Source organism: Nocardia pseudobrasiliensis NBRC 108224 (assembly GCF_001613105.1).
Taxonomy (GTDB): Bacteria; Actinomycetota; Actinomycetes; order Mycobacteriales; family Mycobacteriaceae; genus Nocardia; species Nocardia pseudobrasiliensis.
In genome coordinates this window covers 64,516-90,206 of sequence record NZ_BDBS01000040.1, presented here as the reverse complement: position 1 = coordinate 90,206, position 25,691 = coordinate 64,516, and the positions used below count along the sequence as shown (strand labels likewise).

Annotated in this window: 27 protein-coding genes and 1 pseudogene; 14 read left to right on the top strand and 14 right to left on the bottom strand. The window is 68.8% G+C overall.

Translation table 11 applies throughout. The features are described 5' to 3' along the window. The first annotated feature begins 180 nt into the window (after positions 1–180). Together gloA2 and NP4_RS29105 are read left to right on the top strand one after the other, a co-directional pair. A complete protein-coding gene (gloA2, locus tag NP4_RS29110; protein ID WP_068004769.1) occupies positions 181–567 on the top strand; it encodes an SMU1112c/YaeR family gloxylase I-like metalloprotein in 387 nt (128 codons plus the stop codon). A 188-nt stretch (positions 568–755) separates the two neighbouring features. Further along, complete coding sequence (locus NP4_RS29105; protein WP_062514706.1) at positions 756–1,247, top strand: peptidylprolyl isomerase; 492 nt, start codon at positions 756–758, stop codon at positions 1,245–1,247. 70 nt (positions 1,248–1,317) lie between these two features. Here the strand turns inward: NP4_RS29105 and NP4_RS29100 are convergent, their stop codons facing one another. The 3 genes from NP4_RS29100 to NP4_RS29090 are packed head-to-tail and all read right to left on the bottom strand — an operon-like array spanning position 1,318 to position 4,805. Continuing rightward, entirely contained in the window at positions 1,318–1,812 is a 495-nt protein-coding gene (locus NP4_RS29100) for a phosphoribosyltransferase (protein WP_068004766.1), read from the bottom strand. A 50-nt stretch (positions 1,813–1,862) separates the two neighbouring features. Beyond that, complete coding sequence (locus NP4_RS29095; protein ID WP_068004764.1) at positions 1,863–2,573, bottom strand: metal-dependent hydrolase; 711 nt, start codon at positions 2,571–2,573, stop codon at positions 1,863–1,865. A 45-nt stretch (positions 2,574–2,618) separates the two neighbouring features. Continuing rightward, positions 2,619–4,805 carry a serine/threonine-protein kinase gene (locus NP4_RS29090; protein WP_245998372.1) on the bottom strand — a complete coding sequence of 729 codons (2,187 nt, stop codon included), beginning with the start codon at positions 4,803–4,805 and terminating at the stop codon, positions 2,619–2,621. A gap of 244 nt (positions 4,806–5,049) precedes the next feature. On the opposite strand from NP4_RS29090, the gene NP4_RS29085 reads away from it, so the two are divergent. Then, the gene (locus NP4_RS29085) at positions 5,050–5,793 is read left to right on the top strand and encodes an SCO6745 family protein (protein ID WP_068004760.1); all 744 of its coding nucleotides are present in this window, start codon (positions 5,050–5,052) and stop codon (positions 5,791–5,793) included. Between the two features lie 132 nt (positions 5,794–5,925). Here the strand turns inward: NP4_RS29085 and NP4_RS29080 are convergent, their stop codons facing one another. The 4 genes from NP4_RS29080 to NP4_RS29065 all read right to left on the bottom strand — a co-directional run bounded on the left by NP4_RS29080 (position 5,926) and on the right by NP4_RS29065 (position 9,318). Further along, complete coding sequence (locus NP4_RS29080) at positions 5,926–6,879, bottom strand: SMP-30/gluconolactonase/LRE family protein (RefSeq protein ID WP_114755829.1); 954 nt, start codon at positions 6,877–6,879, stop codon at positions 5,926–5,928. A gap of 73 nt (positions 6,880–6,952) precedes the next feature. After that, positions 6,953–8,227: an MFS transporter gene (locus NP4_RS29075; protein ID WP_068004758.1), complete on the bottom strand. Its 1,275-nt coding sequence runs from the start codon at positions 8,225–8,227 to the stop codon at positions 6,953–6,955. Beyond that, positions 8,224–8,814: a winged helix-turn-helix domain-containing protein gene (locus NP4_RS29070; protein ID WP_068004862.1), complete on the bottom strand. Its 591-nt coding sequence runs from the start codon at positions 8,812–8,814 to the stop codon at positions 8,224–8,226. Before NP4_RS29070 ends, NP4_RS29075 begins: the two co-directional genes overlap by 4 nt. A gap of 267 nt (positions 8,815–9,081) precedes the next feature. Continuing rightward, positions 9,082–9,318 carry a hypothetical protein gene (locus tag NP4_RS29065; RefSeq protein ID WP_147288055.1) on the bottom strand — a complete coding sequence of 79 codons (237 nt, stop codon included), beginning with the start codon at positions 9,316–9,318 and terminating at the stop codon, positions 9,082–9,084. Positions 9,319–9,451: 133 nt separating this feature from the next. Here NP4_RS29065 and NP4_RS29060 point away from each other — a divergent pair, with 133 nt between their 5' ends. Next, positions 9,452–10,009, top strand: a complete 558-nt coding sequence (locus NP4_RS29060) for a hypothetical protein (RefSeq protein ID WP_147288056.1) — start codon at positions 9,452–9,454, stop codon at positions 10,007–10,009. A 497-nt stretch (positions 10,010–10,506) separates the two neighbouring features. Continuing rightward, positions 10,507–10,806, top strand: coding sequence for a hypothetical protein (locus NP4_RS29050; protein ID WP_068004748.1), 300 nt, complete (start codon positions 10,507–10,509; stop codon positions 10,804–10,806). A gap of 421 nt (positions 10,807–11,227) precedes the next feature. Here the strand turns inward: NP4_RS29050 and NP4_RS29045 are convergent, their stop codons facing one another. After that, positions 11,228–11,869 carry an HAD family hydrolase gene (locus NP4_RS29045; RefSeq protein WP_068004746.1) on the bottom strand — a complete coding sequence of 214 codons (642 nt, stop codon included), beginning with the start codon at positions 11,867–11,869 and terminating at the stop codon, positions 11,228–11,230. Positions 11,870–12,136: 267 nt separating this feature from the next. On the opposite strand from NP4_RS29045, the gene NP4_RS29040 reads away from it, so the two are divergent. Next, entirely contained in the window at positions 12,137–12,502 is a 366-nt protein-coding gene (locus NP4_RS29040) for a hypothetical protein (RefSeq protein WP_114755831.1), read from the top strand. A gap of 23 nt (positions 12,503–12,525) precedes the next feature. On the opposite strand, the gene NP4_RS29035 is transcribed toward NP4_RS29040, so the two are convergent. Continuing rightward, positions 12,526–13,038 (bottom strand): hypothetical protein, encoded by a 513-nt coding sequence (locus NP4_RS29035; RefSeq protein WP_068004710.1) that lies wholly within the window; start codon positions 13,036–13,038, stop codon positions 12,526–12,528. 128 nt (positions 13,039–13,166) lie between these two features. Continuing rightward, positions 13,167–15,215 (bottom strand): serine/threonine-protein kinase, encoded by a 2,049-nt coding sequence (locus NP4_RS42180; protein ID WP_068004708.1) that lies wholly within the window; start codon positions 15,213–15,215, stop codon positions 13,167–13,169. 694 nt (positions 15,216–15,909) lie between these two features. On the opposite strand from NP4_RS42180, the gene NP4_RS29025 reads away from it, so the two are divergent. From NP4_RS29025 to NP4_RS29010, 4 genes are all read left to right on the top strand, one after another. Beyond that, positions 15,910–16,737 (top strand): SAM-dependent methyltransferase, encoded by an 828-nt coding sequence (locus tag NP4_RS29025; RefSeq protein WP_068004705.1) that lies wholly within the window; start codon positions 15,910–15,912, stop codon positions 16,735–16,737. A 19-nt stretch (positions 16,738–16,756) separates the two neighbouring features. Further along, positions 16,757–16,942: a hypothetical protein gene (locus NP4_RS29020; RefSeq protein ID WP_068004703.1), complete on the top strand. Its 186-nt coding sequence runs from the start codon at positions 16,757–16,759 to the stop codon at positions 16,940–16,942. A gap of 186 nt (positions 16,943–17,128) precedes the next feature. After that, positions 17,129–17,704, top strand: coding sequence for a TetR/AcrR family transcriptional regulator (locus NP4_RS29015; protein WP_068004701.1), 576 nt, complete (start codon positions 17,129–17,131; stop codon positions 17,702–17,704). Positions 17,705–17,720: 16 nt separating this feature from the next. After that, positions 17,721–18,623 (top strand): alpha/beta fold hydrolase, encoded by a 903-nt coding sequence (locus tag NP4_RS29010; protein WP_068004699.1) that lies wholly within the window; start codon positions 17,721–17,723, stop codon positions 18,621–18,623. Here the strand turns inward: NP4_RS29010 and NP4_RS29005 are convergent. Continuing rightward, the gene (locus NP4_RS29005) at positions 18,535–19,203 is read right to left on the bottom strand and encodes a 3-keto-5-aminohexanoate cleavage protein (RefSeq protein ID WP_245998382.1); all 669 of its coding nucleotides are present in this window, start codon (positions 19,201–19,203) and stop codon (positions 18,535–18,537) included. The two genes, NP4_RS29010 and NP4_RS29005, sit on opposite strands and share 89 nt — an antisense overlap. Positions 19,204–19,913: 710 nt before the next feature. After that, positions 19,914–20,489, bottom strand: a complete 576-nt coding sequence (locus NP4_RS29000) for a pyridoxamine 5'-phosphate oxidase family protein (protein ID WP_068004694.1) — start codon at positions 20,487–20,489, stop codon at positions 19,914–19,916. Positions 20,490–20,621: 132 nt separating this feature from the next. Between NP4_RS29000 and NP4_RS28995 the strand changes: the two genes are divergently transcribed. Beyond that, positions 20,622–21,446, top strand: a complete 825-nt coding sequence (locus NP4_RS28995) for a cyclase family protein (protein ID WP_068004692.1) — start codon at positions 20,622–20,624, stop codon at positions 21,444–21,446. Positions 21,447–21,450: 4 nt separating this feature from the next. On the opposite strand, the gene NP4_RS28990 is transcribed toward NP4_RS28995, so the two are convergent. After that, positions 21,451–23,004, bottom strand: coding sequence for an FAD-binding oxidoreductase (locus NP4_RS28990; RefSeq protein ID WP_068004689.1), 1,554 nt, complete (start codon positions 23,002–23,004; stop codon positions 21,451–21,453). A gap of 750 nt (positions 23,005–23,754) precedes the next feature. Here NP4_RS28990 and NP4_RS43560 point away from each other — a divergent pair. From NP4_RS43560 to NP4_RS28980, 3 genes and pseudogenes are all read left to right on the top strand, one after another. Next, positions 23,755–23,907, top strand: a pseudogene (locus NP4_RS43560) (transposase family protein); the annotation flags it as partial. Further along, a complete protein-coding gene (locus NP4_RS28985) occupies positions 23,896–24,408 on the top strand; it encodes a transposase (protein ID WP_444980127.1) in 513 nt (170 codons plus the stop codon). The pseudogene NP4_RS43560 and the gene NP4_RS28985, both read left to right, overlap by 12 nt. Before the next feature lie 79 nt (positions 24,409–24,487). Further along, positions 24,488–24,898, top strand: coding sequence for a DUF6086 family protein (locus NP4_RS28980; protein ID WP_068004683.1), 411 nt, complete (start codon positions 24,488–24,490; stop codon positions 24,896–24,898). Positions 24,899–25,099: 201 nt separating this feature from the next. Here the strand turns inward: NP4_RS28980 and NP4_RS40270 are convergent, their stop codons facing one another. Further along, positions 25,100–25,573 carry a GNAT family N-acetyltransferase gene (locus NP4_RS40270; RefSeq protein ID WP_082876312.1) on the bottom strand — a complete coding sequence of 158 codons (474 nt, stop codon included), beginning with the start codon at positions 25,571–25,573 and terminating at the stop codon, positions 25,100–25,102. Positions 25,574–25,691 lie beyond the last annotated feature (118 nt).

The window sequence follows — 25,691 nt, the reverse complement described above, 5'->3', positions numbered from 1 at the left end:
ATACCGTGATATAGATATGCGCATCTAACTATGTGATCACTGTATGTTGAACCCGCACGTTCCAGCCCGCGGACGTTCGAAAACAGCTTCGGAGGAAGAGGGGAGCTCCGAGGCGTTCCGGTGCGGCTGTCGAGGTGGTGCTTCGGTTTCGACGCCGAGCCGGTCGGTTAGCCTCGGGCGATGCGGTTGCAGCGGATTCATCATGCGGCGATCATCGCGTCGGATTACGCGGTGTCGCGAGCGTTCTATACCGAGGTGTTGGGGTTGGAGGTGGTGGCGGAAAACTATCGGGCGGAGCGGGATTCGTACAAGTTGGATCTGGCGTTGCCGGACGGGGCGCAGGTGGAGTTGTTCTCATTTCCCGATCCGCCCGCGCGGGCCTCGCGGCCGGAGGCGTGTGGGTTGCGGCATCTGGCGTTCGTGGTGGCGGATGTGGGGGAGGCGTTGAAGGAGTTGCGGGGGAGGGGGGTGCGGACCGAGGAGGTTCGGGTGGACGAGTTCACAGGGAAGCGGTTCGGTTTCTTCTTCGATCCGGATGATTTGCCGCTCGAGCTGTACGAACAGTGAGTTCGACAGCCGAATCAGCAGGAAATGGACATGTGCGTATCAATGCATGTCTTATTACCCTCAACCCATACCGCATCACCTCGGTATGTGTCTCACGTCCACACCGATCACTTCCTCGCTGAGAGCGGGCGGGGATGACTGGCGAGGGGCCTGCGGTGGCGGGTGGTCGCGCACCCTACGATTGCCGAATGACCAAAGTGCTGTTGCAAACGTCAGCGGGGGATATCACCCTCGAGTTGGATGAGGCGAAGGCGCCGAAGACGGTGGCCAACTTCGTCGATTACGTGAAGTCGGGCCATTACGACGGCACGATCTTCCATCGGATCATTTCGGGTTTCATGGCGCAGGGTGGCGGGTTCACTCCGGAGATGCAGCAGAAGCCGGCGCCGCAGCGGGTGGAGAACGAGGCGAACAACGGTCTGCGTAACGACAAGTACACCGTGGCGATGGCGCGTACGTCGGATCCGCATTCGGCCAGTGCGCAGTTCTTCATCAACACCAGCAACAACGATTTCCTGAACTACCCGGGTCAGGACGGTTTCGGTTACGCGGTGTTCGGCAAGGTGGTCGAGGGCACCGAGGTCGTGGATTCGCTGGACGGTGTGCGGACGACCTCGCGTGGCGGTCATCAGGATGTGCCGGCGGAGCCGATCACGATCGTGTCGGCTCAGTTGGTCTGAGGCAGGTGCGGGCCCGGCCCGCGGTGAACGTGTGAAGGCCCCGGCGAATTGTCCGGGGCCTTCGGCGTTGTCAGGCTTCCAGGACGCGGGGTTCGCGGCGTACGACCGGCGGCAGCACCGACCAGGGGAAGTTGATCCAGCGGTCGGTGCGCTTCCAGACGTATTCGCAGTCGACTTCCGAGCGCGGTTTCTGGTAGACGACCGCGCAGCGGACCTCGGCGACCTTGTCGGCGCAGAAGTCGCGCACGAGTTTGAGGGTGGCGCCGGTGTCGGCGACGTCGTCGGCGACCAGTACCCGTGCGCCGGCGAGGTCGACGGCGGAGGGGACGGGCGGCAGCATGACGGGCATGTCGAGGCGCTGGTCGATGCCGGTGTAGAACTCGACGTTCATGACGTGCAGGTTCTTCACGTCCAGGGCGTAGCCCAGCGCTCCGGCGACGAACAGGCCGCCGCGGGCGATGGACAGGATGAGGTCGGGTTCGAAGTCGTCGGCGGCGACCTGTTCGGCGAGTTCGCGGCTGGCGGCGCCGAACAGGTCCCAGGTGAGTTCTTCGCGTTCCGACATCGGTCCTCCGTCGCTCGTGCTCGAGGAAGAGTAGCCGAAGCGCTGGGTGGTCAGGGTTGGTGGGTGATGATGTACCAGAGCACGGCGAGGGTGGCGAGGACGAAAAGTGGTGAGAGCACCCAGACTTCGAGTTTGTTGCCGGTGCGGTCGATGAGTGGGGCGCGGGTGCGGATTTTCAGGGGCCAGAACAGTCGGCAGCCGCGGTCGGTGAGGCAGTCGCCGATGAGGTGGGCCAGGGCGCCGAGGCCGACGGAGAACGGCAGCCAGGAGGGTTTGTCGGAGATCCATTGGTCCATGGCGAAGGTTCCGGCGACGGCGAGCACGGTGACGGAGAAGTAGGAGCGGGGGCCGGTGCCGGGTGGGCAGAGGTTGAGGGCTCGAATGGCCAGGGCGAGTAGGAAGAAGACGAGGCCGAGGGTGAACCAGCGGCCGATCCAGTGTTCGCCGGCCCAGGTGCCGTAGGAGACGGCGGCGACGAAGGCCAGGGAGTGGGTGGCGTGGCGGTGGCCGCCGGTGACGGCGGCGATGAGTTTGCAGGCTACGTGTGAAATCGGGCCCAGCACATGCGAAATGGTGCCGTTGGGGTGGTCGGCGTCGGGCAGTAGTGCGGCGCCGGCGGTGAGGAAGGTTCCCATCAGCAGGTCTACCGTGCCCAGCTGCCCGACTTGCAGGGCGGGGAAGGTGAGCACCGAAAGTGGTAGTGCGGCAGCGGCTCCCGCCCATGCCAGCGCCCCACTGGTCGCATGTGAATGTCCTAGCACCAGCTCGAGAGTAGACGATCTTGATCGTATGACCGTTTCGGTATCTCAGCCGGCGGTGACGACGCGTTCCAGCGCGGCGAGATCGGCTTCGAGGGCGTAGAAGGTGCGCAGTGCCACCACGAATCCGATGAGTCCGCCGACGCACAGGGCGACGATGGAGCCGATGACCATCTGTTGTTGGCCGGGTTGCAGGAAGATCAGTCCGGTGGGGACGCCGATGAGCGGGACCGAGGCGGACACGCCGAGGTATATGCGGGTGCGTCGCACGAGGCGGCGTAGGCCGGCGGCGTCGGCGGGCACGGTGTGTCCGGCGGCTACCAATCCTGGGTAGTACCAGCGCATTCCGAAGAAGGTGACGGGGAAGTAGGTGTAGACGACGGCGACGGCGGCGGCGATGAGGTAGGAGCCGATGAGGTCGATGGTCAGGCCGAGCGGTAGGGAGCCGAGTGATTGCAGGCGGATGAGGAAGAGGGCCATGGCGGCGAGCCAGCCGGTGAAGGTGGCCGCGGCGATGCGGTCGCCGCAGGCGAGGGTGTCGGCGCGGGCGCGTTGCAGGGTGGCGGGGTCGAATTGTCGGCCGCGGCGTAATCCGTTGGGTACCAGGAACATCGCGCGGCACCAGTAGAGCAGGACGGTGATGGCGATGGGGTAGCCGAGGATGATGATCAGCAGGCCGAGGCGTTCGAGGTGGACGGTGGCTTCGGGGCCGAGGGCGTTGCGGATGAGTTTGATGTCGTGGCCGACCAGATACAGCGCGGCGAGGAGTTGGCCGAACAGGGTCGAGGGGATGACCACGGGGACGGGGCGGTTGCGTAGTCGGGCGCGCAGGGTGTGGGCGGGTGGGTCGACGAGGTCGCGGGCGGTGCGGTCTTGGCTGAGTTCGAGTTGGTGGGCCAGGGCGGTGCCGGTGGGGTAGCGGTCGGCGGGGTCGGGTGACAGGCAGGTGAGCAGGGCGTGGCGGAGGGCGGCGGGGGTGTCGGGGGGTAGGTCGGCTTCGAAGCGGGGGTCGATGCCGGCGCGGCGGCGGTCGATCATGCCCTGTAACGATTTTTCCGATTCGCCGGCGCCGTGTTCGTCGTCGAAGGGCACGCGGCCGGTGAGCAGTTCCCAGAGCACGACGGCGAGGGCGTAGAGGTCGCTGCGGGTGTCGAGGTCGGCGGCGCTGGCGTCGAGGGTGGGGTGGCAGGCCTCGAGTTGTTCGGGGGACATGTAGGGCAGGGAGCCGCCGAAGTAGGCGACGGGGTTGGCGCCGGGCAGGTGTCGGCTGAAGCTGATGTTGAAGTCGGCGAGTTTGGGTTGGCCGTCGGCGGTGAGCAGCACGTTGGCGGGTTTGATGTCGCGGTGCAGCACTCCGCGGCCGTTGGCGTAGTGCAGGGCGGTGGCCAGGCGGGCGCCGAGCCAGGCGACGGTTTCGGGCCAGGTGAGTTGTTCGAGGCGGCCGCGGGTGGTGGAGGGTTGGGGTTCGAAGACTCCGCCGGTGGAGGCGGCGGCGTCGGTGGCTTTGAGCAGGAGTGCGCCGTCGCGTTGGTCGAGTGGGGTGCGGCGGAGCAGGCGCAGGACTCCGAGCAGGGTGCCGCCCGGGATGTATTGCATGTACATCAGTTTCAGGCGTTGTTCGGTGATCTGGCGTTGGTCGAATACGCGCACGATGTGGTCGTGGTCGAGTTGGGCGAGGGTTTGTGGTTCGGTGCCGCGGTCGTGGGAGATCTTGACCGCGACCAGGCGGCTGAGGGAGCGTTGGCGGGCGAGGAAGACGCGGGCGAAGCTGCCTTGGCCGAGGGGCAGTAGTAGGTCGAAGTCGTCGACGGTGGCGCCGGGGTTGATGGTGTCGAGGGCGTCGAGGGCGGTGGGGTCGGCCAGCAGGGTGGAGCGCATGCCGCGGGTGAGTTCGCCGGTGTCGTCGAATTGTTCGGTGATGCGCGCCATTTGGGTGGGGTAGTCGTGTTCGTATTCGGTGAGGTCGATACCGTGGCGGCGGCTGCGGGCGGTGATCTCTTCGAAGATGAGGTCCGGGGGCAGGGGGTCGGTGTCGAGTTCGGGGTAGCGGTGGCGGTAGTCGGCCAGGCGCGGGGCGTCGCTGTCGCGTTGCCAGCGTTCGTGCAGGTCGACTTTGATCAGTTCGATGAGGGCGGTGCGGCGCAGGGCGGGTTCGGTGGGCAGGTGCGCGGACAGGTCGGGTGGTTCGCCGAGATTTTGCCAGTGTTCGGCGAATTGGGTAACCAGAGATGTCAACGCGGTTCGCGTCGCCGTAGCGCGGTCGGCACCGGGGTCGGGTGCGGTCGCGCCGAGGTCATAATCCATCGTCGCTCGCTTCGAAGCTGTGGTGTCCCGGGCCCGGCCCTGAGCTTATGTCATCGTCGGGAGCGGGGGTGACAAGGATTTTGCAACCGGGTGGCAGTAATCGCGGGTCTGGCCTTAGCCGAGGATAGCGAGATATGCTCGGCGCGAATACGGTTCCGAGAGAGAGGGGTTGGCCGTGTCGGTGCCTGCCGCGGTCAAACAGCAGATCCAGCTCACCGGTGGGGCGTTCATGTTCTCGCGCGAGGCCAAGGCCTATGCCCGCAGCACCGGGGTGGACGATTTCCTCGCGCCCTACACCCGTGGTCGCGGTGGTGTGCTGGGTGATGTCGACGCCGAGGTGATCGTCGCGGCATTCGGTTTCTTCCGCCCCGCGACCGTGCGGGCGGCGTGGGAGTCGGTGCCGGGTTCGGCGGCCGAGGCGGCGACCGCGTATTTGCGGGTGGTGCAGGATTTCGGTCGCCGCAAACTCGCCGCCTTCGAGCGGGCGGATCGGCTGGCGGAGTTGCTGGAACGCGTCGTGGGGGCGGCGGAGGTGGCCGGGGTGCCGTTGTTCGCGGGGTGGCGTGGGTTGCCGTTGGCCGATGATGGTGCGGCGCGGGCGATGCAGCTGCTGCATGTGGCGCGTGAGCTGCGTGGCGGGTTGCATCTGTTGGCGGTGCGCGCGAGTGGTCTGAGTCCGTTGCAGGCGGTGCTGATCGCGGGTTCGGCGGTCAACGACGGCCCGGCCCAGGCGCGTCTGTTCGGGTGGAGTGAGCCGTTCGAGGCGATCAGCGAGGAGCAGCGGCGGCGCTGGGAATCGGCCGAAGCGCTCACCGACACGCTCATCGAGCCCGCGTTCGCGGTGCTCGACGAGGCCGAGGGCAAGGAGTTGGTCGATCTGGTCGACGCCGCTCAGGCGTGTGTGCTCGGGTCGCGCTGAACGCGGTGGGCGACAGCCGGTGTCGACAGCGCCGGCCATGACCGTGTGGCGTGGGCGCTGTCGGACGGTCCTCAGTGGGCTGGGGGGTGCTGGAACTCGGCGATATGGTCGGTCACCCGCGGTGTTTTCGCCTTACCGTTCGGGGGTCGCGGTGCGCGCGGTCGGGTCGTAGCCGCCGGGTACCTCGTAGACCAGCCCGGTGAAGGTGGCCGCGAACAGCCGTCCGGCCGAAAAGCCCGCGTCGCCACGGCCGTAGCTGACCACGCTGGTCAGTGGTGCGCCGGTGCCCAGGACGCAGGTGCGTCCGGGGGCGTCGATGCGCACGACCGTGCCCGAGGGGTTCAGCGGGACCACCGGGCGGGCCCGCGAATCGAGGGTGAGCCCGTCGGGTGCGGCCAGGGCGTCGGGACCGGACAGGTCCAGCAGCGATTGCGCGGCGGCGGGGTCGGCCAGCGGGATGCGGCTCACGCCGGGGTTGGCGAAGGTGCGTGAGACGTAGAGGTAGGTGTCGTCGCGGTCGAGGACCGCGCCGTTGGCGCTGGGGAATCGCGCCCAGTCCGCCTGCACGGCTCCGTTCGGGGCGATGCGGCCGATGAGGCTGCCGAAATCGTTGGTGGCGTAGGTGGTTGCGTCGGCGGTGACCGCGAGCCCGTTGGCGGCGCTGAGCCCGGCCGCGTACGGTGTCGTCGCGCCGGTGTCGGGATCGACGCGGATGACGCCCGCGTGGCGCATCGTGTCACCGGCCAGGACGCGCGCGTCGGCGCCGTAGCCGACGAGCAGCGCCCCATCGGGTGTCCACGCCAGTGCGCCCGCGCCGCCCGAGGGCACGGTCGTCACCACCGTGGGCGCCGCGCCGGGGGTGTCGAATCGGTAGACCCGCCCGGTGGTCAGGTCGGTGGTGTAGGCGCGGCCGTGGGCGTCCACGGTCAGGCCCTCGAACGCCGCGCCCGCGACGTCGGCCACCACGGTGGTGGGTTGGCCCGCGCCGGGGCAGATCGGTGCGGCGGCCGCGGGGGGCGCGCCGAGGGCGCTGAGCCCGGTCGCCAGGGTCGCGGCCAGGAGTGTGGCCGCTGTTCTGCTGGTCATGACGCCCTCTCGTCGGGTTCGATGTGCCGGTGGCTGCACACACGACATACCCCGTGCGTGTGGTTCACCGCCGTCACCGAACAGCATCGTCGATCGGGGCCGATTCGCCGGGCGTTTCGTGGGGTGTCGGCAGGGTGCGCAGCCGAGGTAGCGGGGAGGGCGCCAGCCACAGCACCGCGGCGCTCGCGCCGAGCACAGCCAGCCACAGTGTCGCCCGCAGGCCCAGAACGCTGCCGAGGACGCCGCCGGCCAGCGAACCCAGCGGGCGCACACCGAAGTTCACCGCCTGATAGGCGCCGACGACGCGCGAACGTAATCGCTCGGGGGTGAAGGCGGTGCTGATCGAGGACACGGTCACATCCAGCCACATCACCCCCAGGCCCGACCCGAACTCCGCGGTCGCCAGCAGCGCCACCACGATCGGCCCGCGGCCGTGTGCGAGCGGAATCAATGCCAGGGGTGCGGTGAACAGCACGCATCCGGTCGCGAAGGTCGCCCCGACGCCGAGTCGTCGCGCGATCGTGCCCGCGCACAGCGCGCCGAGCAGCGCCCCGATCGCGCCGAGGCCCTGGATCAGCCCGAGTAGTCCCGCGGCCACACCCAGCACGCTCAGCACATACAGCGGTACGAGCGGGGCCAGCATGAACGTGCACAGATTGACCGTGGCGGTCGCCGCGAGCGCGGCCCGCATCACCGGCGCGGCGGCGATGAACCGCAGTCCCTCGCCGAGCCCGCCGCGCGCGGGAGTGTCGGCGGGCTGGTCCGCGACGCGCATCCGCGCCAGCGCCCCCGCCGAGGCCGCGAACGATATCGCGTCGGCCACCAACGCCACCGGAGCCGACAGCAGTTGCACCAGCGCCCCACCCACACTCGGGCCGCTGACCAGCGCCACTGCCCGGCTGCCGTGGATCAGCGCGTGAGCGTCGAGGTATCGCTCGGGGGTCACGACCGCGGTGAACAGTCGCGCGTTGCATACCTCGAAAACCACCGCCGCGCAGCCGGTCGCGAAGGCCACCACCAACAGCTGTATCAGCGTGAGCATCCCGCACGCGAAGGCGAGCGGGACGCTGCCGACCACGACCATCCGCGCCAGATCCGCGGCGATCATGACCCGCCGACGTCGTCGCCGCCGATCCGCCCACATCCCGGCGTGGATTCCGAACAGCAGGTGCGGGATCCATACGAGCGCGGTGAGCAACCCCATCTGCCACGCTCGGGCATCGAGCATCAGTACCGCGAGCACCGGCAGCGCGAACCCGGAGATCTGATCGCCGAATCCGGAGATGGTCTGGCCCAGCCAGTACCGGCGAAAGGTGTTCTCGCGCAGTAGAAACAACCCTGATCTCATGGCGTCGGCGGGTGGTCGAGCCGGTCGCTGGGAAAGGCCACGTGCAGCAGCGCCACCGGGCGCGCGTCGGCGGGGCGGGTGCTCGGATCGGTGAGTCGTCGCAGATACGGGTGGATCAATTCCTCGATCCGCGCCCCGAGGTGGGCCAGTTCCGCCGCGGTCAGTGGCACGACGGTGTCGCCGAATTGCGCGGCGGCACGCCAGGCGGGGTCCTCCTGGGGGCGGGTCCGCAGCCAGGCCGCCATCAGCGCCGCATAGCGTTCGGCGACAGCGATGTTCAGCGCTGTCGCGGCGGCCCGGGTGGTCGGGTCGTCGTGGTCGCCGTCCCAGTGGGTGACCAGTGCGGTGGCGCGCCAGGGTTTTTCGCGGCCGCGGCCGCCCCCGGCCTCTTCGACCAGTCCGTATTTGGCCAATTGGCGTAGATGAAACGAGCAGCTGGCGACGCTTTCCCCGACGAGGGTCGCGGCGCGGGTCGCGGTCATCGGGCCGTCGCGGCGCAGCGCGGCGACCAGCGCCAGGCGGGTGGGGTGGGCGTAGGCGCGCAGGGCGCGGGGGTCGCCGAGGTGGGTGGCGGTGGGGTCGGCCATCATATAAAGATAGCTTTAGAAAGATTTCTTTAGAAGAGGTCGCCCGGTGATCGGGCCGACCGGGGCCGTGTCCGGGGGCTGCCTCGGTGACGGCGGGCACGGAATCGAACCGAACGCGAATGACTGTGGCCGCCCAGCGTGAATCGGCCGACGGCTGGCGTGCCGGACACGACAATCGAATTTCCGATCGGACGAGGATCCTGACAGCACCGGCAGAGATCGTGTTCTCATCAACCCGCTGCCGCCCGGACCTCGCACAACAGGGACCTACAAGGACCTGGTCGGTTTGCGCCGCCGTCGCGTCGAACGGTGAGTTCCGGTGCAGCGCAACACTTCGACCGCGTCGTTACGACGGGTCGGGTCGGGGTGCAGGACCGCGACGCATCCGGCGATCAGGCGTATCGGACCGTCATGGCGTAGCCACCAGGCGAACCCGCCCACCCCAGCGAGCGACGCGGCGACACCGGTGAACACCTCGAGCATGGTCAGCCACCCTCTGGTCACCAGAAACGTCGGACCGATCCGACCGCAACAGTGCTCGACCCCGAGACCGCGACGTCGACCCTTCGTCGGACCGGCGCATGCCCGGACAGCCACCGCGAGGTATCGTCTGCCGCGACACGACAAATTCCCCTGGATGGCCCCAGGCCGCGGCGCGGTGCCCAGGCTCGGCCTGCGCACGGCTGCGGGGGAGCGAGTCGATCATGCGGACGTTGTATGCGGCGGCGAGCCGGTCCTCAACACCGCCCGCACGAGGCTGGCGGATTTGAGACATGCTCGCAGGCACGGCGTTTCGGCGGTGGCGATCTACTTCGACGCGCGCAATCGAGTGCACTGCCGCACCGACGATCTGCCGGGACCGAGCAGCGATCCCGACTGCTGCGACGAGATCGTCGACATGGCGGTGGTGGAGGCGTTCGACAAATTTCGGACCCACTGCCTGCAAGGAACCGGATGGAAACCCGGCGGGGGAGCGAGCCTGACAACGAATTTCCTGAAAACGTGCCTATATGCGCTGGGCAACGAACTGGGGCGTCGCCACCGCGCACGTGAGCGGGACCGCAAAGCCTTCGACGCAGCCCGCACCCAAGCCCTCCGTCCACCGGCCGACCGAACCGATGTCGGCGATCCCTGCCAGCAGGCGATCCTGCGCGAACATCTGCACGCGCTGCCGACCGAGCGGACCGAAACATAGTGTGGGGCAAGGCATCCGGTTATTCCAATCGTCAGATAGCGGAGGTATTCGGCGAAACGTCGCCGCGGGCGGTCGAGCAGCGCTGGGCGTGGCTGATGAAACATGTGAGTGGTGGGTCGATTGGGCGGCAGGGGATAGCCATGACAAACCGACACGACAATCCGGGGCCCTGATTTCCACGCATTGATCGACCAGTCGTCCCTGGGCGCAACCGCGGCAGGCGAGCTTCGCGCGCGCGTTCCCGACGACCGTGGTCGACGTGTGGCCGGTACACGACCGGCTGGTCAGCGCGGTGAGGGATTCGATACTGACCGGCCGGCAGGGGAGAAGGCATCGAGTTCGGCGACGACACCGCAGCAGAGCGCTCGCGCGCGGCAGGTTCTGCTGCTGTCGGTACCGCGTGGCGCAGCCGGGATCCAGGTATCGGACTGGATGATGATCAGCGGTCTCAGCCCCGAATACGCCTGTCGGCTCGATGATCTCCAGGGCGGTGACCTGTGGAGCTGAGTTGGCTGCCCGGGGTGCGGCTGACCCGGGCACAAGCCTACAGCGGCATGGTGCTCGACGATTTCGTCAGCGATCCGCAGCGGGTGACCGACGCGAAGGTGTTCGAGCAGGCCGCCGCGCACGCGGCCGAGCTCGGTATGAGTCTGAGCCAGGCGGTGGTTCGGCTGTACAAGAACTGTCGATCGGACAAGATGTCGCAAGTCCTGACCGCCGCATCGACCTCGCGCACAGGCCGAGTGAGAGTTCGCTGCGGCGCCAGGGAGGCGGCAAACCCTCATCCGGGTCGATAGCCTGACCCGGCCAGGCTTGTGGGGAGGCGCTGGTGCCCGGTCGGCGGGAATGACGGTGAGACGGTACCGGGGGCGGTCGCGTCGGCCGACGGGACCGCCCCCGCTCGCTTACTTGACATAATGTAGATTATCGGCGCAACAACAAGGCCGGTGGGTGATCTTGAATGCGCTGAGACACACCGCAATTCGCGATCATCGGCGATCCCGGCGCTTCCTTGACTGGCCTCGTCGGATCGCTGCGTGGATGTACCGCCGGGAGCCCGCGAAGTCGAATCCGCCGCACCCTGAAGGTTTTACGGCCCCTCGGCGATCCACCGGAATATTTCCTCATGCTTACTTCTCGGGATTTCCGGCGGATTGCTCAGATGTTGCCCCCTTTTTTCGGGCTCTCCCCTCGACTCAGGATGACCCCCGCAATACGTCACAGTGACGAATTGCAGATGGGTCGTTCGTCCGGCTCCTGCGCCAGCACGGAATTCACTGCCGCGATGGTGGCCTCATTGGCGCTGTGGTGAATCGCTGTCATCCCGAGGGCGCGGGCGGCGGCGACCGCACTGGGCGAGTCGTCGACGAATACGGTCTCCTCGGGGGTCACGCCCAGACGGGTGCAGGCCAGGCGGTAGATGGCCGGGTCGGGTTTGGCGAGGCCGACCTCGTGGGAGTAGACGATCTCGTCGACGTCGTGTTCGAAACCGTAGGCGGCGCGTTCACGTTCGCGCGCGCCGACGAAACTGTTGCTGAGCAGGCCGGTGCGGTAGCGCGGGCGCAGGGCGCGTAGGTAGTCGATCAGTGCGGTGTTGGCGGTGCCGAGGTATTGGGTCCACATATCGGCGAGGAGGGCGTCGGCGGTGTGCTGGTCGATTGCCAGTGTGCGGCACAGGGTGTCGTGGACGTCGGATTCGGTGACCGTGCCCAGTTCGCCCGCGGGCCAGAGGTCGATGAGGTCGGTGTCGAGGTGGCGGGCGGACAATCCGAGGCGGCGGATCCATTCGCCGAGGAAGGTCATCTCCGTGGTGATCTCGAGAACTCCGCCGATGTCGAAGATGACCGCGCGTACCCCCATGACGGGTGAGTGTATCGGGGTGCCCCTCCCCTGTCGCGCCCGCTCACCCACCATTTAACGTCACTGTGACGGAACGGGTTTGGTGTGGGCCCCGGCCCGCCGGTGATCGGTGATCGAATTGTGTTCTCCGGCAGGCGGTCACGGACGTACTCTGATTCGCATACCCGCGCCGAAAGCCGTCACGGTCATCGACCCACCGCACTGATTCGGGCCGCTCGGACGGGGAATAGTAGAAGTGGGCTCGAGCAAGCGTGAGGAGACCCGCTGATGAGCATGGAGCTCGTGCTGCTGCTGGTGTGTGTGGGCGTCACGGTCGCGCTGTGGTGGGCGGTCGTGGCATGTCTCGAACGGCGGATCCGCCCGCGGGCGTGGTGGAAGGACCGGGACGAACCGGCGTCGCGCGCGCGGCGGGCGGTGCGGGCGGCGGGTGAATCCCCCGGTCCCCCGCCGGTATTGGATACGCAGATGACCTTGGCGTGGGCCGATCCCGCGCAGGTGTGGCCGGCGTTGAACGCGGAGAACGCGTTGCTGGCGGCGCGGATGTCGGGACGGTTGACTCCGCTCGAGTATCGGGCGAAGGTGGCGGATCTGGCGCGCCGCTGTGAGCCGACGTCGGCGGCCGACAGCGAATGAGGCTGCCCGCCAACCGATATGGGTCAGTGGGTGCGGTGGTCGCTGGCCGTGACCGGGGTGCGGTCGGGTCGGCGGGTGGTGGTGACGATGCCCCAGTCGCGGTGTACGGCCAGTTCCATCGCCTGGTGGGTTTTCATTTGGACGTAGGCGAGCAGGTGGCGTAGTGGTTCGGCGTCGGCGGCCGGTAGCGCGTCGATGCGTCGGGTGAGCAGGGTGAGGTCTTCGCGTAGACACGACACGGTGTAGACGCCGCCGCCGCGGCGGGCGGCGGCCAGGACCGCGGACAGGCTGTTTTCGATATCGGCGCGGGGGCCGGTGATCCAGGCGGTGGGGTCGGTGACCGCGGCGCGGGTGGTGGCGTCGACGTAGTCGTAGAGGTGGTGCACGCCTTGGTGATACGGGTCGCTGGGGTCGAGTTCGCGGGCGTGGTCGGCCAGGGCGACCACGGTGTGGCGGATTCGGTCGACGCTGCCGGCGGTGGCGTGTTCGCGCAGCGCGTCCAGTAGTGAGAGCAGTTGTCGTTCCAGACGGGTCATGACTGTCTCCGATCGCGGGCGGACCGGCGGGCGGTCGTCCCCCGGCCACTCCCTGTCCAATGTGACCCTTTGCGACCGGAATGGGAAGAGGCGGATCGAGTGTGGCGGTGAAAGGGCAGTGCGCGGTGTCACTGCCGGTGCAGGGTGCCGGTGATGGCGCCGAGCAGGCCCGGGGTGCTGTAGTCGAGGCTGCCGTCGGAATTGAGTGACAGTGTGGAGGTTTGGCCGTCGTCGTTGCACAGTGCGCCGTTGGTGAGCAGCCGCGCGTGCAGCGTGATCTGTGAATCGTGTACCGAGGCCAGTGTTTCGGCGCGTTCGCAGACCGCTCCGCTGTGGGCGCCGGCGTTGCGGGAGGAGCCGAGTTCGTCGCCGAGGGTGCCGTCGTGCAGGGTGACGGTGATGTCGAAGCCGACGCCGTTGTCGCTGCCCTGCCCGGACCAGGTGCCCACGAACGCGTCGGGCAGTGTCTGGGTGGTGGCCGCGGTGGTGTCGCCGCTGTCGCTGGGTGCGGTGGCGGGCGCGCCGCGGTGGGTGGTGTAGGCGAGGGTCGCGGTGGTGGCGGCGAGCACGAACGCGAAGGCGGCGGCCGCGGCCCACCGTACCGGTGTGCGGCGTGGTGTGGGAGTGGTGTCGTGGGGTCGGGTCGATGCGGTGTCGGTCGGCGGGTAGCGGCGCACGAGGGTGTGTGGGCCGGAGGGGCTCTGGTGTGGCGCAGCGGGATTGATGCCGGAGGGCGGGGTGCCTGTCCCCCACGCGGGGGCGGGCGCAGCGGGGTTGCGGGCGTAGGCGGGTGGGGCTGATCGGGGCTCGTCTGCGGGGTCGGTGTACAGGTGCGATCCGGAAGCCCAGTGTGGCGGGCCGGGTTGGGCGGCGGCGGGTGGAGTCGACCACCATTGCGCATCGTGTCGGGCGTCGCTGGGGTCTGTCGTGTGGTGCTGAGTCGTGGTCGAGTGCGGGCCGGGTTCGTGGCGGTAGGTCGCGGCGGCGGGGGTGTGTGGGGGCGGGGATGATGATTCGCCGTCCGGTTCGTGTCGCGGTGGTGTGGGCTCGGCGCGACTCGAGGTGTGCGGTTGCGTGCCCGTCTGCTGTGGTGGGGGTGCGGATCCCGAGTCCGGCCCGGACTGCGGTCCGCGTGGGGTGCGGTGATCGGGGGTGGAGTTCGTGTGGCCGGTTGCGGGATTGTGTTGGGGCGCAGCGGGTTGTGGCTGGGGTCCTGAGCGGTCTCGGGTTTCGGTGCCGCGGTGGTGAGGCCCGGCGGGGATGGTGGGTGGGGTCGCGGGGTCGGTGGCTGTTTCCAGATCGAGGAGCGCGACCGCGCGGCGGCCGATGTCTTCGGTGAGGGCGGCGGGCAGCCAGCCGGTGGTGGGGATGGGCCCCAATGTGTGGGCGTGGGTGAGGATTTCCTCGGGGGTGGGGCGGTCGGCGGGATCCTTGGCGAGGCAGTGGCGCAGCAGGGGGCGCAGGGCGGCGGGGGCGGTGTCCAGGTGTGGGGGTTGGGCGACGACGCGCCAGAGCATGGCGACGGGGTCGCCGTCGCCGAAGGGGCCGGTGGCGGTGGCGGCGTAGGTCAGGACCGCGCCGAGGGCGAAGACGTCGCCGGCGGGGCCGAGCGGTGCGGTGCCGGTGATGCGTTCGGGGCACAGGTATCCCGGGGAGCCGATGACTTTGCCGGTGGTGGTGAGGTGGCTGTCGTCGGCGGCGCGGGCGATGCCGAAGTCGATGACGCGGGGGCCGTCCACGGCCAGTAGCACGTTGGAGGGTTTGAGGTCGCGGTGGACCAGGCCCGCGGTGTGGATGGCGAGCAGGGCGCGGGTCAGGCCGACGGTCAGGGCGCGCAGGGCCGGTTCGGGTAGCGGGCCGTGGGTGGTGACGGCGTGGCCGAGGTCGGGTCCGACGATGAACGCGGTGGCCAGCCAGGGGGTGGGGGCGTCGGGGTCGGCGTCGAGGACGGGGACGGTGTGGGGTCCGCCGACGCGGCGGGCGGCGTCGACTTCGCGGCGGAATCGGATGCGGAATTCGGGGTCGCCGGCCAGGTCGGGGCGTACGACTTTGACGGCGACGGTGCGTCCGCCGCGGGTGCGGCCCAGGTATACCCGGCCCATGCCGCCGGCGCCGAGGATGCCCAGGAGTCGGTAGTCGCCCAGGGTGGTCGGGTCGTCGTGTCCCAGCGGGCGCATCGTGAGTCCTTCCGTACCGCGTCCTGCCGATCCCACACGAGCGGGGCGGTGACGGCAACCCCGCGAGGCCGGTGGTGTTGTCGGCGCGGGGTGGCGCGGGTGGTGTCGATGCGGACTGCCGTGAGGTCGTTCCGGGTGGGGGTGGGTGGGAGGGCCTGGTTAGGTCGAATCGTGTCTCGAAAGGATGGCAGGGTGGATCCGGAGGTGGTGGCGCGTCGGGAGCGGTTGCGCTTCGTTTACTCCGATCATGGTGGGTGGGCGTCGATTCGGGATGTGGAGCCGGTGGCGGTGGTGAGTTTTCCGCGGGCACCGGTATCTGGTCGGCGGGGATGTCGAGCGCGCGGATGGGCGGTCGTTTCGGGTGGACCGGTGGGGTCCGTGGGCTTCCGGCCGGGGCCTCGGTTCATCCGGCGTGAGCTGCCCGGCGGGGATGTGGTGGCCCATTTGTCGCAGCGGTTGTCGGCGCAGGCGTGGCGGTGGCGGCGCTGGGGCGGTGATGCCGGGCCGCGGTGCGGTCGTGAGGGGGCGGGTCAGCGGGGGTCGTGGGCAAACCCGTTGCGCTCGAAGGCATCCCGTTTTCGATCTTCGGCTGCACTGCCTGTCGGGTTGCTGGTATAACCGAAGCGCCTGTTTCGGCAGGGTTGGGCTTCTAGGATTGAATCGTCAACGCATCCAGCGACAGGGGATGATTCCAATGACCGACAGCACCACCACACGGGTGGATCAGTCGAGGCCGAGTATCGCGCGCGTCTACGACTATCTGCTCGGTGGTAAGGACAACTATGCGGTCGATCGCGAGATCGGTGACTTCTTCATCAAGGATCTACCCGGTTCCGTCGCGATCGCTTTCGCCAACCGTCAGGCCCTGATTCGCGCTGTCGGCCATATCGCCGTCGACGGCGTTCGTCAGTTCATCGACTTCGGTAGTGGTTTGCCGACCGCGGACAATGTGCATCAGGTCGCGCAGCGCCGCGACCCGGGCGCGCGGGTGGTGTATGTCGACAATGATCCGATCGTGCTCGCGCACGGGCGGGCGTTGTTGGCCACCGATGACAACACCACCGTGATCACCGCGGATCTGCGTGAGCCCGAGGAGATCTTCGCGCATCCGGAAGTGCGTCGGCTCATCGACTTCGACCAGCCGGTCGGTTTGGTGTTCAGCGCGATTCTGCATCACCTCAACGACGACGAGCGTCCCGCGGATCTGGTGCGCTGGTGGGTGGATCGGGTGCCCGCGGGCAGCGAGGTCTACATTTCGCATTTCCAGTCCGGTCACAATGAGGAGACGCGGCTGGCCGAGCAGAAACTGCAGGGCAGTTTCGGGCGTGGCCGCTGGCGCAACGACGACGAGATCCTCGCCCTGTTCGGTGATCTCGAGGTGCTCGCGCCCGGATTGGAGTTGTGCACGCTGTGGCGGCCCGCGCCCGGCCCGGGTGAGGACGTCACCAAGATCGGGGTCGATATCCGCGAGTTGACGGTGTGGGAGCAGTTGATCTCCTGCGCGCTGGCCCGCAAATCCTGAGCGTGGGGAGGGTGTGCGCATGCTCGTCGGTGCGCACACCCTCGGCTACGTCACCGATCCCGACGCCGCGCGCGTGTTGTTCCGCGGTGTGCTCGGGTGGGCGCCTCTCGACGCTGGGGACGGGTGGTTGATTTTCCGGTGTCCGTCCGCCGAGCTGGCCGTGCACGCCGCTGACCCGGTCGAGACCGGGCGGTGTGCGCTGTAGTCGATGTGCGCGGATCTGGCCGCGACCATGGCGGAGCTGACCGCGACAGGGGTGCGGTGCGGGCAGGTGGACCACGCGCGGTGGATCGCAGCGGATGCGCCGAGGACGGGCCCGGGGCATCGCACGCCCACTTGCACCTAATGCAATTAGCCTCTAACCTAAATGAATTAGGAAAGGAGGTGGGTGATGTCCCCCCGAGCAGGTCTGACCGCGCCGCGCCTCACCCTCGCCGCCGCCGATCTGGCCGACGAGATCGGCTTCGACCGGCTGACCCTGTCGGCGGTGGCGCGCGCGGTCGGCGTCAAGGACCCCAGCCTCTACGCCCACGTACGCAACCTGCACGACCTGCGAGTGCGGGTCGCGCTGCTGGCCGCGCAGGAGATGAACGACCAGATCGCCGCCGCGGTCGCCGGGCGCGCCGGCAAAGACGCGCTGATCGGCTTCGCCGACGCCTACCGCGCCTTCGCGCTGCGCCACCCCGGCCGCTACGCCGCCACCCAGATCCGCATGGACCCCGCCGAAGTCGGCGCCGAACCGGCGCTACGCCGCAGTATCGAACTGACCGCGGCGATCCTGCGCGCCTACGGGCTGGACGAACCCGAAGGCACCGACGCCGCCCGACTGCTGCGCGCCACCTTCCACGGCTTCGCCACCCTCGAAGCCGCCGGCGGCTTCGCGCACGCCCGCCCCACCGACGCCAGCTGGGGCCACATTCTCGACGCCCTGCACCACACCCTGTCGCACTGGCCGACATACACCTGAGGACGACCGAACCCCGATGCGCTCTGCCACCCTCGCCGTCGACGGCGCCACCCTCTACTACGAAATCCGCGGCCACGGCCCGCTGCTGCTGTTGATCCCCGGCGGTGGCGGCGACGCCAGCCACGCCGACCCCCTGGCCGACGCGCTGGCCAGCCATTTCACCGTCGTCGCCTACGACGTGCGCGGCTACTCCCGCAGCACCCTGCACAGCGGGCGCCCCGAACCCCAACACGTCGCCGTGCAGGCCGAGGACGCCGCCCGGCTCATCACCCACCTGTCCCCGCACGCCCCCGCCTACGTCGTCGGCGGCAGCAACGGCGCCATCGTCGGCCTGGACCTGCTCGCCCGCCGGCCCCACCTCGTGCACACCCTGCTCGCCCACGAACCACCCTGTTTCGCGATCCTGCCCGATGCGCCGACCCATCATGCCTGGATCGAGCGGGTGTATCAGCTGCTGCTGGACCAGGGCCCCGCCGCGGCCGGTGCGGAATTCCTCGCCGGGATCGGCGAGGCCATGGACCCCTCCCCGGCACCGGCACAACGCACCGCCCGCGACACCGAGACCTGGGCGCGGCTGGCGGCCAACGGCCCGATCATGATGCGCTACGAACTGCGCGAATTCACCTCCTACCAGCCCGATCTGGCCGCCCTGGCCGCGGTGTCGGACCGATTGATCCTCGCCGCCGGACACGGCACCGGCTCACTGCTGCCCGCCCGGCCCGCGGCCGCGCTCGCCGAGCGGCTGGGCCTGCCGCTGCGGCGACTGCCCGGCAAACACAACGGCCCCCGCGCCCACGCCCCGGCCTTCGCGGCGCGACTGATCGACCTGTTCACCGACCGGTCGCCCCGCCCAGCAGTCGCCGCGCCGCCGCCACCAGCACCGCATTGTCCCCCACCGGCACACCCGCGGGGTCGGTGAGCACATCCTCGAGCCCGATCCGCGTGGACAGCCCGCGCTCGGCGGCCACCGCCAACACCGGCCACGCCCCACCGTCCTCACCGTGCAACAACACCGGCGCTGTCGTGGGCCCCAGGGCGGCGAGCAGGGCGGCGGCGGTGTCGGGGGCCGTGGCCGGGTCGGTATCGGTCACCTCCGCCAACACCCGCACCACCCGATCCGCCAGCGGCGAACACCGAAACCGCCGCACCGCATCGGTTCCCGAATAAATCCCCGCCTCCACCCCGATCCCCCGTTCGATCAACGCCGCCGCCACCTCCTGCGCGCCGTCCTCGTGCCAGTTCACCGACGCGTGATCGGGCAGTACCGTCCACGACCGCACCCGCGCCACTCGCCGATCCGGATCCGGCTCACTCCACGCGCCGGTGGTCACCCCGACCGCGACCGGCCCCACCACCGCACGCACCGCGCCCACCGCCGCCGCCACATGCTGCGCGGCCATACTGTCACGCCCCCGAGAATCCTTGGGGTGCAGGTGAATATCCTCCGCACCTGCCGCCACCGCCGCCCGCGCCGCGGCCGCGATCTGGTACGCGGTCACCGGCAAACCGGGACACTGCGCGAGAGTTCGCGCGCCGTTCACACACACTTGCAACACCCCGCCCAGCCTAGCCACGCGCGCGCACCCATCACGGCACTCGACTCACCCCCACCGCGCACCCCGACAGCGCGGGACACGCGCCTGGTCGCCGCGAAGCACCCGCCAACCAGGTGTGTCGGTCGCTGCGGGAACGCCGTCGATCAGGGCGCGCCGGGGTTTGCCGGATTTCGGAAAAGGTCTGCGGTGGCTGTGTGATCCGCCGTTGGTACGGAGCGGTCGTGCCCGAACGCCTCGCGATCGTGGATGCTGCGGTGTACACGCAGATCTCGCGCCAGGCAGCTCCCCGCCAGCCGTCATGCTCGATCCATACCTGTAGGGGTCTGCCGCGGTGGACGCGCTCATCGGCGGCTTATGGTGCGGGTCGGACCAGGGGGAGCAAGATGTTGTCGATGATGTCTTCGATGTCTGCGTCCGGCCTGGGTCGCAGCGTCATGAAGACGTGAGGGCGCAGTGGGTCGACGGGCAGTGCCCGCAGGCGCGGGGTGAGTCGCCTCCCTCTACCGCGCGCTCGCGGAAGCCGAACGCGCCGCCGCGGACGACGACCCGCTCGGTGATTACGACCGGAACCCCGGATGATCCTCACTCACCCACATGTCAGCGGCCGGACCCGGTCGCCGGACCAGCCGGGCGCCACCGCATCGCGCACGCGCTCAGCGCAACGTCGAGGGCAGGGGATGATCGGCGTGCAGCGCGGGTAACGCGTCGATGCTGGTCGCGTTGTCCCCGCCGATGCGGCGCGCGAAATCGTCGTCGGATTTGCGGCCGTGATAGGTGTCGAGCACCGCGCGCTCATCGACCAGATCCATATACGGCACACTGAATCCGCACGAATCGGCGATCCGCTCGCACCGCACCACGATCATTGCCCGCACCCCGGGATGCCCCGCGCCGAAATGCGGTGCCAGCGCAGCGAATTCGGGATCATCCGGACGCACCACCCGCCCGACGCCCTGCAGGCGCAGAATCTTGGAGTGGCGGGTGAACGAGCAGAACATGATCGTGATGCGGCCGTTGTCGCGCAGATGCGCGATGGTCTCCACCCCGCTGCCGAACAGATCCAGATACGCCACGGTGTGCTCGTCGAGGATCGCGAAGGTATCGCGATACCCCTTGGGCGACAGGTTGACCCGCCCGCCGTCACTGGGCGCGGTGGCCACGAAGAACATCGGCTGCGCGGTGATGAACCGCTGCAGCGACTCCTCGAGCCGCTCATACAGTGTGGCCATGACAGCGTTTCCTCCCTGCGACGAGCCTTCCCACCCAGCCTAAAGCCGTCACCGCCCCCACCGATCATGAGATCGCCCACCCCGCGCGCCTGCCCACCCCACCGCGCCGCCACTGGCTAAGCTGCGCCCATCATGTGCGCCCCCCGCATCGTCCGCCTCGCCCACGACCACGCCCTCGCCCGGCGCGGCCTGCTCGGCGCGGCCACCGCCGCCACCGCGGCCGCATGGGCCGGGACCGCCCCCGCGACCCCGGCCAGCGCACGGCCGAGTTTCGGCGCGGTGGTGGATCTGACCCACACCCTCACCCCGCAGCTGCCGATGTGGCCGGGTTTTGCCTCCTTCGCCGCGATCCCGGTGAGCTCCCACGACACCGGCGGGTTCGCCCACTACGCGCTGGCCCTGTGGGAACACAGCGGCACCCACATCGACGCGCCGCTGCATCGGGTGCGCGCCGGCGCGAGCGTGGACCGCATCCCCGCCGCGGATCTGGTCGCGCCGCTGATCGTGCTCGACATCGCCGCCCGCGCCCATACCGACCCCGACACCACCCTCACCCTCGCCGACATCGACGCCTTCGAAGCCCGCCACGGCCGCATCCCGCCGCGGGCGTTCGTGGCCCTGCACAGCGGATGGGAACAGCGACTGTCGGCCCCGGGCGCATTCGTCAACCTCGACCCCGCGGGCGTCCCGCACGCGCCCGGCTTCGACCCCGCCGCCGCCGCGTTCCTGCTCACCCACCGCGACATCGTCGGCGTCGGCGTCGACACCCTCAGCCTCGACCCCGCCGCCTCCCGCGAATTCGGCGCCCACACAACGATTCTCGGCGCCGGACGCTACGGGGTGGAAATGCTGGCCAACCTCGCCGCCGTCCCGCCCACCGGCGCCACCGTGGTGATCGGGGCGCCCAAACACGCCGGCGGCACCGGCGGCCCGGCCCGCGTGCTGGCCCTGACCTGACCCCTCACCGCGCCCGGACCGCGAGCCGGTGCGCGAACACCGCACCGGGATCCCAGCGCGCCTTGACCCGCTGCAACCGCGCATAGCCCGCCCCGTAATACAGCTCGTGCCACGCCCGCCCGGACCGATTGAACCGCGCATCGGCCAGATCCGGATCCGGATAGTTGATATAGCTGCCGCCATTGCGGGCATCGGGCACGGGCACACCGCCGCTGTCGGCGTAGAGCGCACCGTAGAACTCCCGCGCCCACCCCAGGAAATGCTCGTCATCACCGGGCAGCCGCCACGCGGTGTGAATGAGCATCGTCAGAAACGAATCCCGCGCGGGCATCGCCGTGGCGCCCGGGGCCACCGCGTTGATCGCCGCGCCGAAGGGCAGAAATTCCAACTCCGATTCCCCGATCACCGAGGCATCGACCATGCGCCGGTAGCAGATTCGCAACTGCTCGTCGGTGTAGGGGCGGCGCAGATAGGCGGCCTTGACCTTCACCCGCGGCGGCTGCGGCGCGGGCGTGTAGTAGACCCGCTGCACGGTCTCGGCGTAACTGGCGCGGGTGGCCGGTTCCAGCAGCGGCGCGCTCACCCCGTCACACACCGCGGCCACGAACGCCTCCAGCCGGTCCCGCGCGTCGGGGGCCTGGGCGTCGGCCAGGATCAGCATCTCGGCGAACCCGGTCGCGGTGGGCCGCACACTCAGCGGCGCATACAGTCCCGCGAACGGATTGCCCGGATCCCGGTAGCGGTAGAAGAAATCCAGATAGTTGCGCAGCAACCGCACGAACATGTCCTCGGTGGCGATCGGCACGAACATCCGCGCGGTGAACAACGAATCCGGCGACCGCGGCAACGCCGCCCGCGGATCGGCCCCGTCGACCCCGGGTGAACGCAACAGAAACCGTGTCACCACACCGAAATTGCCGCCACCGCCACCGGTGTGGGCCCACCACAGATCCTGGTGCGGTCCCTCCCGCGTGGCCACCACCGCCCGCGCGCGCCCGCGCTCGTCCACGGTGACCACCTCCACCCCGAACAGATGATCGGCGACCAGCCCGTGCCGTCGCGACAACGGCCCGTACCCGCCGCCGCTGAAATGCCCGCCCGCCCCGACGCCTTGGCAGATGCCCGCCGGAATCGTCACCCCCCACCGGTCCAGCCCCGCATACACCGCCCCCAGCCGCGCCCCCGCCCCGACCGAGAACGCGCGATACCGCTCATCCCAGCCGATCTCGTCCAGTTGCCCCACATCCACCAGCACCTGCGTCTCGGGATTGTCGACGAAATCGTCGAAACAATGCCCGCCCGCGCGCACCGCGGGCCGCATCCGCTGCTGCACCGCCGCGGCCACCGCCTCACACACCTGCTCACCGGTGCTCGCGAGCACCACCCGCTGAGGTTGGGCGAGGAAGCGCCGGTTGTAGCCACGCAAAGTCGCCGCCGCGTAGCCGGGATCACCCATCGTCAACACCCGCCCCTGCGCCCGCGCGGACCCCGAACCGCCGAGCGTGGCCGCGGCCCCGATCGCCGCCCCGACCAACAACTCCCGACGTGACAACGACATCGACGTCCCTTCGCCGCGCCCGCGCTGACGCCCCGACCCTAGCCCGCCACCAGCGCCCCACCGGCGCGACACAGCGGTCGCAGCGCGTGTGCGATCCAATCGCCACCGCCGTCGGTGCGTGCGGACCGGATCGTCGCCCACGTCGCCTGTCGCTGTGGCCGCACACCTCGGTCTGCGTCATCGCCTCGGGGCCGGTCCGCCCCTCATACCGCAGCGAACACGCGGTCTGGCCGGCTCGGGCACGGGAGGACGCCAGTGGGCGTATGCCGCTGCTCGAGCGCGCCTGAGAACGCGTCGGTCGAAAACGGCCCGCCGCACCCGCTTCCGGCTCGTGACGGCGACCGCGGTGGGTTACGGTGTCGCGCCGTGTTGTACCCAGATGCGCTGCATCGCGGTGTAGTCGATGAGGTGGGGCCGGTTTCGGCTTGAACAACGACGCCACGGTGCACACCCCGGCCGCCCGCGCAGCGCCGCGCTCACCGGGTGCACCTGCAATGCACAGGTGTCAATATCGACCGGCACCGTGTGCACCTCGGTGTCATCCGGCGGGGTCGTGTAGGTCGGACACCCGTGTCAAGTCCGACCGATCCGTGGATCTGGCACAGATTGCGTGATTGACCCGGCTCGGAATGCGAACGGGCGCTTGATGATCGATCATGTTGCCGGTGTTCTGATCTTGGACCGGTGGCGGTGCTGTTCCCACATCTGGACGGGCTGCGGATCGACGGGGTGGATTCGGCAAGTTTGCGGATGCGGCTGGACGTGAGCACTCGTGACGAGCCGGCCGTCTGCCCGGGCTGCGGGCTATCGTCTCGTCGAGTCCACAGCCGCTACCAGCGGCGGTTGTCCGACACGGCGATCACCGGCCGGGAGGTGCTGATCCGGTTGCGGGTGCGCCGGTTGTTCTGCGACAACTCCGACTGCGGCAGAGGGACTTTCGCCGAGCAGATACCGCAGCTCGCAGCGCGGCATGCCCGACGCACGAAGATCTTGCAACACCTGCGCAAGCCACCCTCGGTCCGCCGTGTCGCCGGCTGGATCATGAGCGACCCCGCACGACTCGATCCGGAACACCGGCAGCGGCTAGAAGCCATCCTGGACATGAGTCCGGAACTGACCGCACTGGTCGGCCACATCCGCGGCTTCGCCACGATCATGACCGAACTCCGCGGCCGTGAAATGGAGAAATGGATGACCGCAGTCGAAACCGACGACCTGCCCGCCCTGCACTCGTTCGTCCGCGGCCTGCGCCGCGACCACGACGCCGTCACCGCCGGGCTCACGCTGCCCTGGAACAGCGGTGCGGTCGAAGGCCACGTCAACCGGATCAAGATGATCAAACGCCAAATGTTCGGCCGCGCCAAACCTGACCTGCTCCGCAAACGAATCCTGCTGAGCGACTGAACAACCCCAACAAGGCCGAATCACGCAGGTCACGGACGATGGTTCGACCGGCTGGGACGAGTCGCTTCACAATCCCTGCATGAGCCAATACTTCAATGCCGGCGACAAGATGGTCTGGAACTCGCCCGGCGTCCTCGACGGGCCATTGTTCGCCACCATGGCAGAGCTCCTGGCCGATCAACTGGGGGTGCCCAGCGGACTCAGCGGAATGATCAACGACGAGTGCGACATCGACGTCGCGGCATTCGAAACCTTCGTCAACACGATTCTCGATCGCGACTACAGGACCGGAAGCTGGTTCTGGCACAACCTCATGCCCGGATACATCCTGACCGCATGGATGCTGTTGGAACGCTCCGGTGGCACGATCCGGGAGCCGAACTACGACCACGAGCAATTCCCCGAGCGGCGCAGGCGATGGTGGGCACAGTGGATCGAACGACGTGACGAGGCGATCGAAAGCCACTGGTCGAGCCTGCCCATCGAGTAGCACACGCACCTACCGGTGCGGAACGATGAATCATCAAGCGCCCGTCCACATCCCGATTGGGACAATCACGCAATCTGTGCCAGATCCCGATCCGTGACCCCTATGGTCCGACCCAAAAGTGACCCACAGATCGATCTCGCGGACGCACCATAATGCCGACGTGCGGATTTCGGAGACCACATCCCGTGTGGCCAGGCCGAATCAAAGCGCCTGTTCGGCGTCGGTGTGTAGGTACATCCGTCGCTCGGTGGGGTCGTCGGGTGATCGGCCGGCGTCGACGAATCCGTGGCGTCGGTACAGCCGTATGGCCGACTTGTTGTCGGCCTTGACCGACAGCACGACCGCGAGCGGGTTCGCCCAGCTCACAACGGATTGTATGGCTGCGTCGCCGACACCACGTCCACGAGCGAACGGGGCGACCCACAACGAGATGAGTTCAACCGCATCATCACGGACATAAGCGGAAATCATGCCTGCGGGTGCACCGCGCAAACGGAAAACCACATTCAGAGCAACATCGGAAAGACGTGCGCGCCAACGTTCTTCCGTGTCGCCCGCCCCAGTCCAATGCGCCAGTGTCGAGCCGAACGCTGCCGCGGACTCACCGAGCGCTTCCTGGCGCAACCGACGCCACAACCGCCAGTCGTCGGGCAGCAAAACCTGTGCTTCGATCACGCGCTCGCCTCACATCGCCATGCCCGGCTCTGCTCCACTGTGTAGTCACCCATCCTCATGCGGACCGATCCCATCCGGCGACCGTATGCATCTGCGTTTGTTCCAGGCGAACGGTTTT

What these genes read in the sequence shown, in the direction of transcription:
- NP4_RS28980 (WP_068004683.1), top strand. Translation starts at nt 24,488, where the DNA reads ATGAGCCAATACTTCAATGCCGGCGACAAGATGGTCTGGAACTCGCCC.
- NP4_RS28995 (WP_068004692.1), top strand. Translation starts at nt 20,622, where the DNA reads ATGTGCGCCCCCCGCATCGTCCGCCTCGCCCACGACCACGCCCTCGCC.
- NP4_RS29100 (WP_068004766.1), bottom strand. Translation starts at nt 1,812, where the DNA reads ATGTCGGAACGCGAAGAACTCACCTGGGACCTGTTCGGCGCCGCCAGC.
- NP4_RS29060 (WP_147288056.1), top strand. Translation starts at nt 9,452, where the DNA reads ATGGCCCCAGGCCGCGGCGCGGTGCCCAGGCTCGGCCTGCGCACGGCT.
- NP4_RS29025 (WP_068004705.1), top strand. Translation starts at nt 15,910, where the DNA reads ATGACCGACAGCACCACCACACGGGTGGATCAGTCGAGGCCGAGTATC.
- gloA2 (WP_068004769.1), top strand. Translation starts at nt 181, where the DNA reads ATGCGGTTGCAGCGGATTCATCATGCGGCGATCATCGCGTCGGATTAC.
- NP4_RS28990 (WP_068004689.1), bottom strand. Translation starts at nt 23,004, where the DNA reads ATGTCGTTGTCACGTCGGGAGTTGTTGGTCGGGGCGGCGATCGGGGCC.
- NP4_RS29105 (WP_062514706.1), top strand. Translation starts at nt 756, where the DNA reads ATGACCAAAGTGCTGTTGCAAACGTCAGCGGGGGATATCACCCTCGAG.
- NP4_RS29080 (WP_114755829.1), bottom strand. Translation starts at nt 6,879, where the DNA reads ATGACCAGCAGAACAGCGGCCACACTCCTGGCCGCGACCCTGGCGACC.
- NP4_RS29035 (WP_068004710.1), bottom strand. Translation starts at nt 13,038, where the DNA reads ATGACCCGTCTGGAACGACAACTGCTCTCACTACTGGACGCGCTGCGC.
- NP4_RS29075 (WP_068004758.1), bottom strand. Translation starts at nt 8,227, where the DNA reads ATGAGATCAGGGTTGTTTCTACTGCGCGAGAACACCTTTCGCCGGTAC.
- NP4_RS29000 (WP_068004694.1), bottom strand. Translation starts at nt 20,489, where the DNA reads ATGGCCACACTGTATGAGCGGCTCGAGGAGTCGCTGCAGCGGTTCATC.
- NP4_RS42180 (WP_068004708.1), bottom strand. Translation starts at nt 15,215, where the DNA reads ATGCGCCCGCTGGGACACGACGACCCGACCACCCTGGGCGACTACCGA.
- NP4_RS29015 (WP_068004701.1), top strand. Translation starts at nt 17,129, where the DNA reads ATGTCCCCCCGAGCAGGTCTGACCGCGCCGCGCCTCACCCTCGCCGCC.
- NP4_RS29010 (WP_068004699.1), top strand. Translation starts at nt 17,721, where the DNA reads ATGCGCTCTGCCACCCTCGCCGTCGACGGCGCCACCCTCTACTACGAA.
- NP4_RS29045 (WP_068004746.1), bottom strand. Translation starts at nt 11,869, where the DNA reads ATGGGGGTACGCGCGGTCATCTTCGACATCGGCGGAGTTCTCGAGATC.
- NP4_RS29040 (WP_114755831.1), top strand. Translation starts at nt 12,137, where the DNA reads ATGAGCATGGAGCTCGTGCTGCTGCTGGTGTGTGTGGGCGTCACGGTC.
- NP4_RS29070 (WP_068004862.1), bottom strand. Translation starts at nt 8,814, where the DNA reads ATGGCCGACCCCACCGCCACCCACCTCGGCGACCCCCGCGCCCTGCGC.
- NP4_RS29020 (WP_068004703.1), top strand. Translation starts at nt 16,757, where the DNA reads ATGCTCGTCGGTGCGCACACCCTCGGCTACGTCACCGATCCCGACGCC.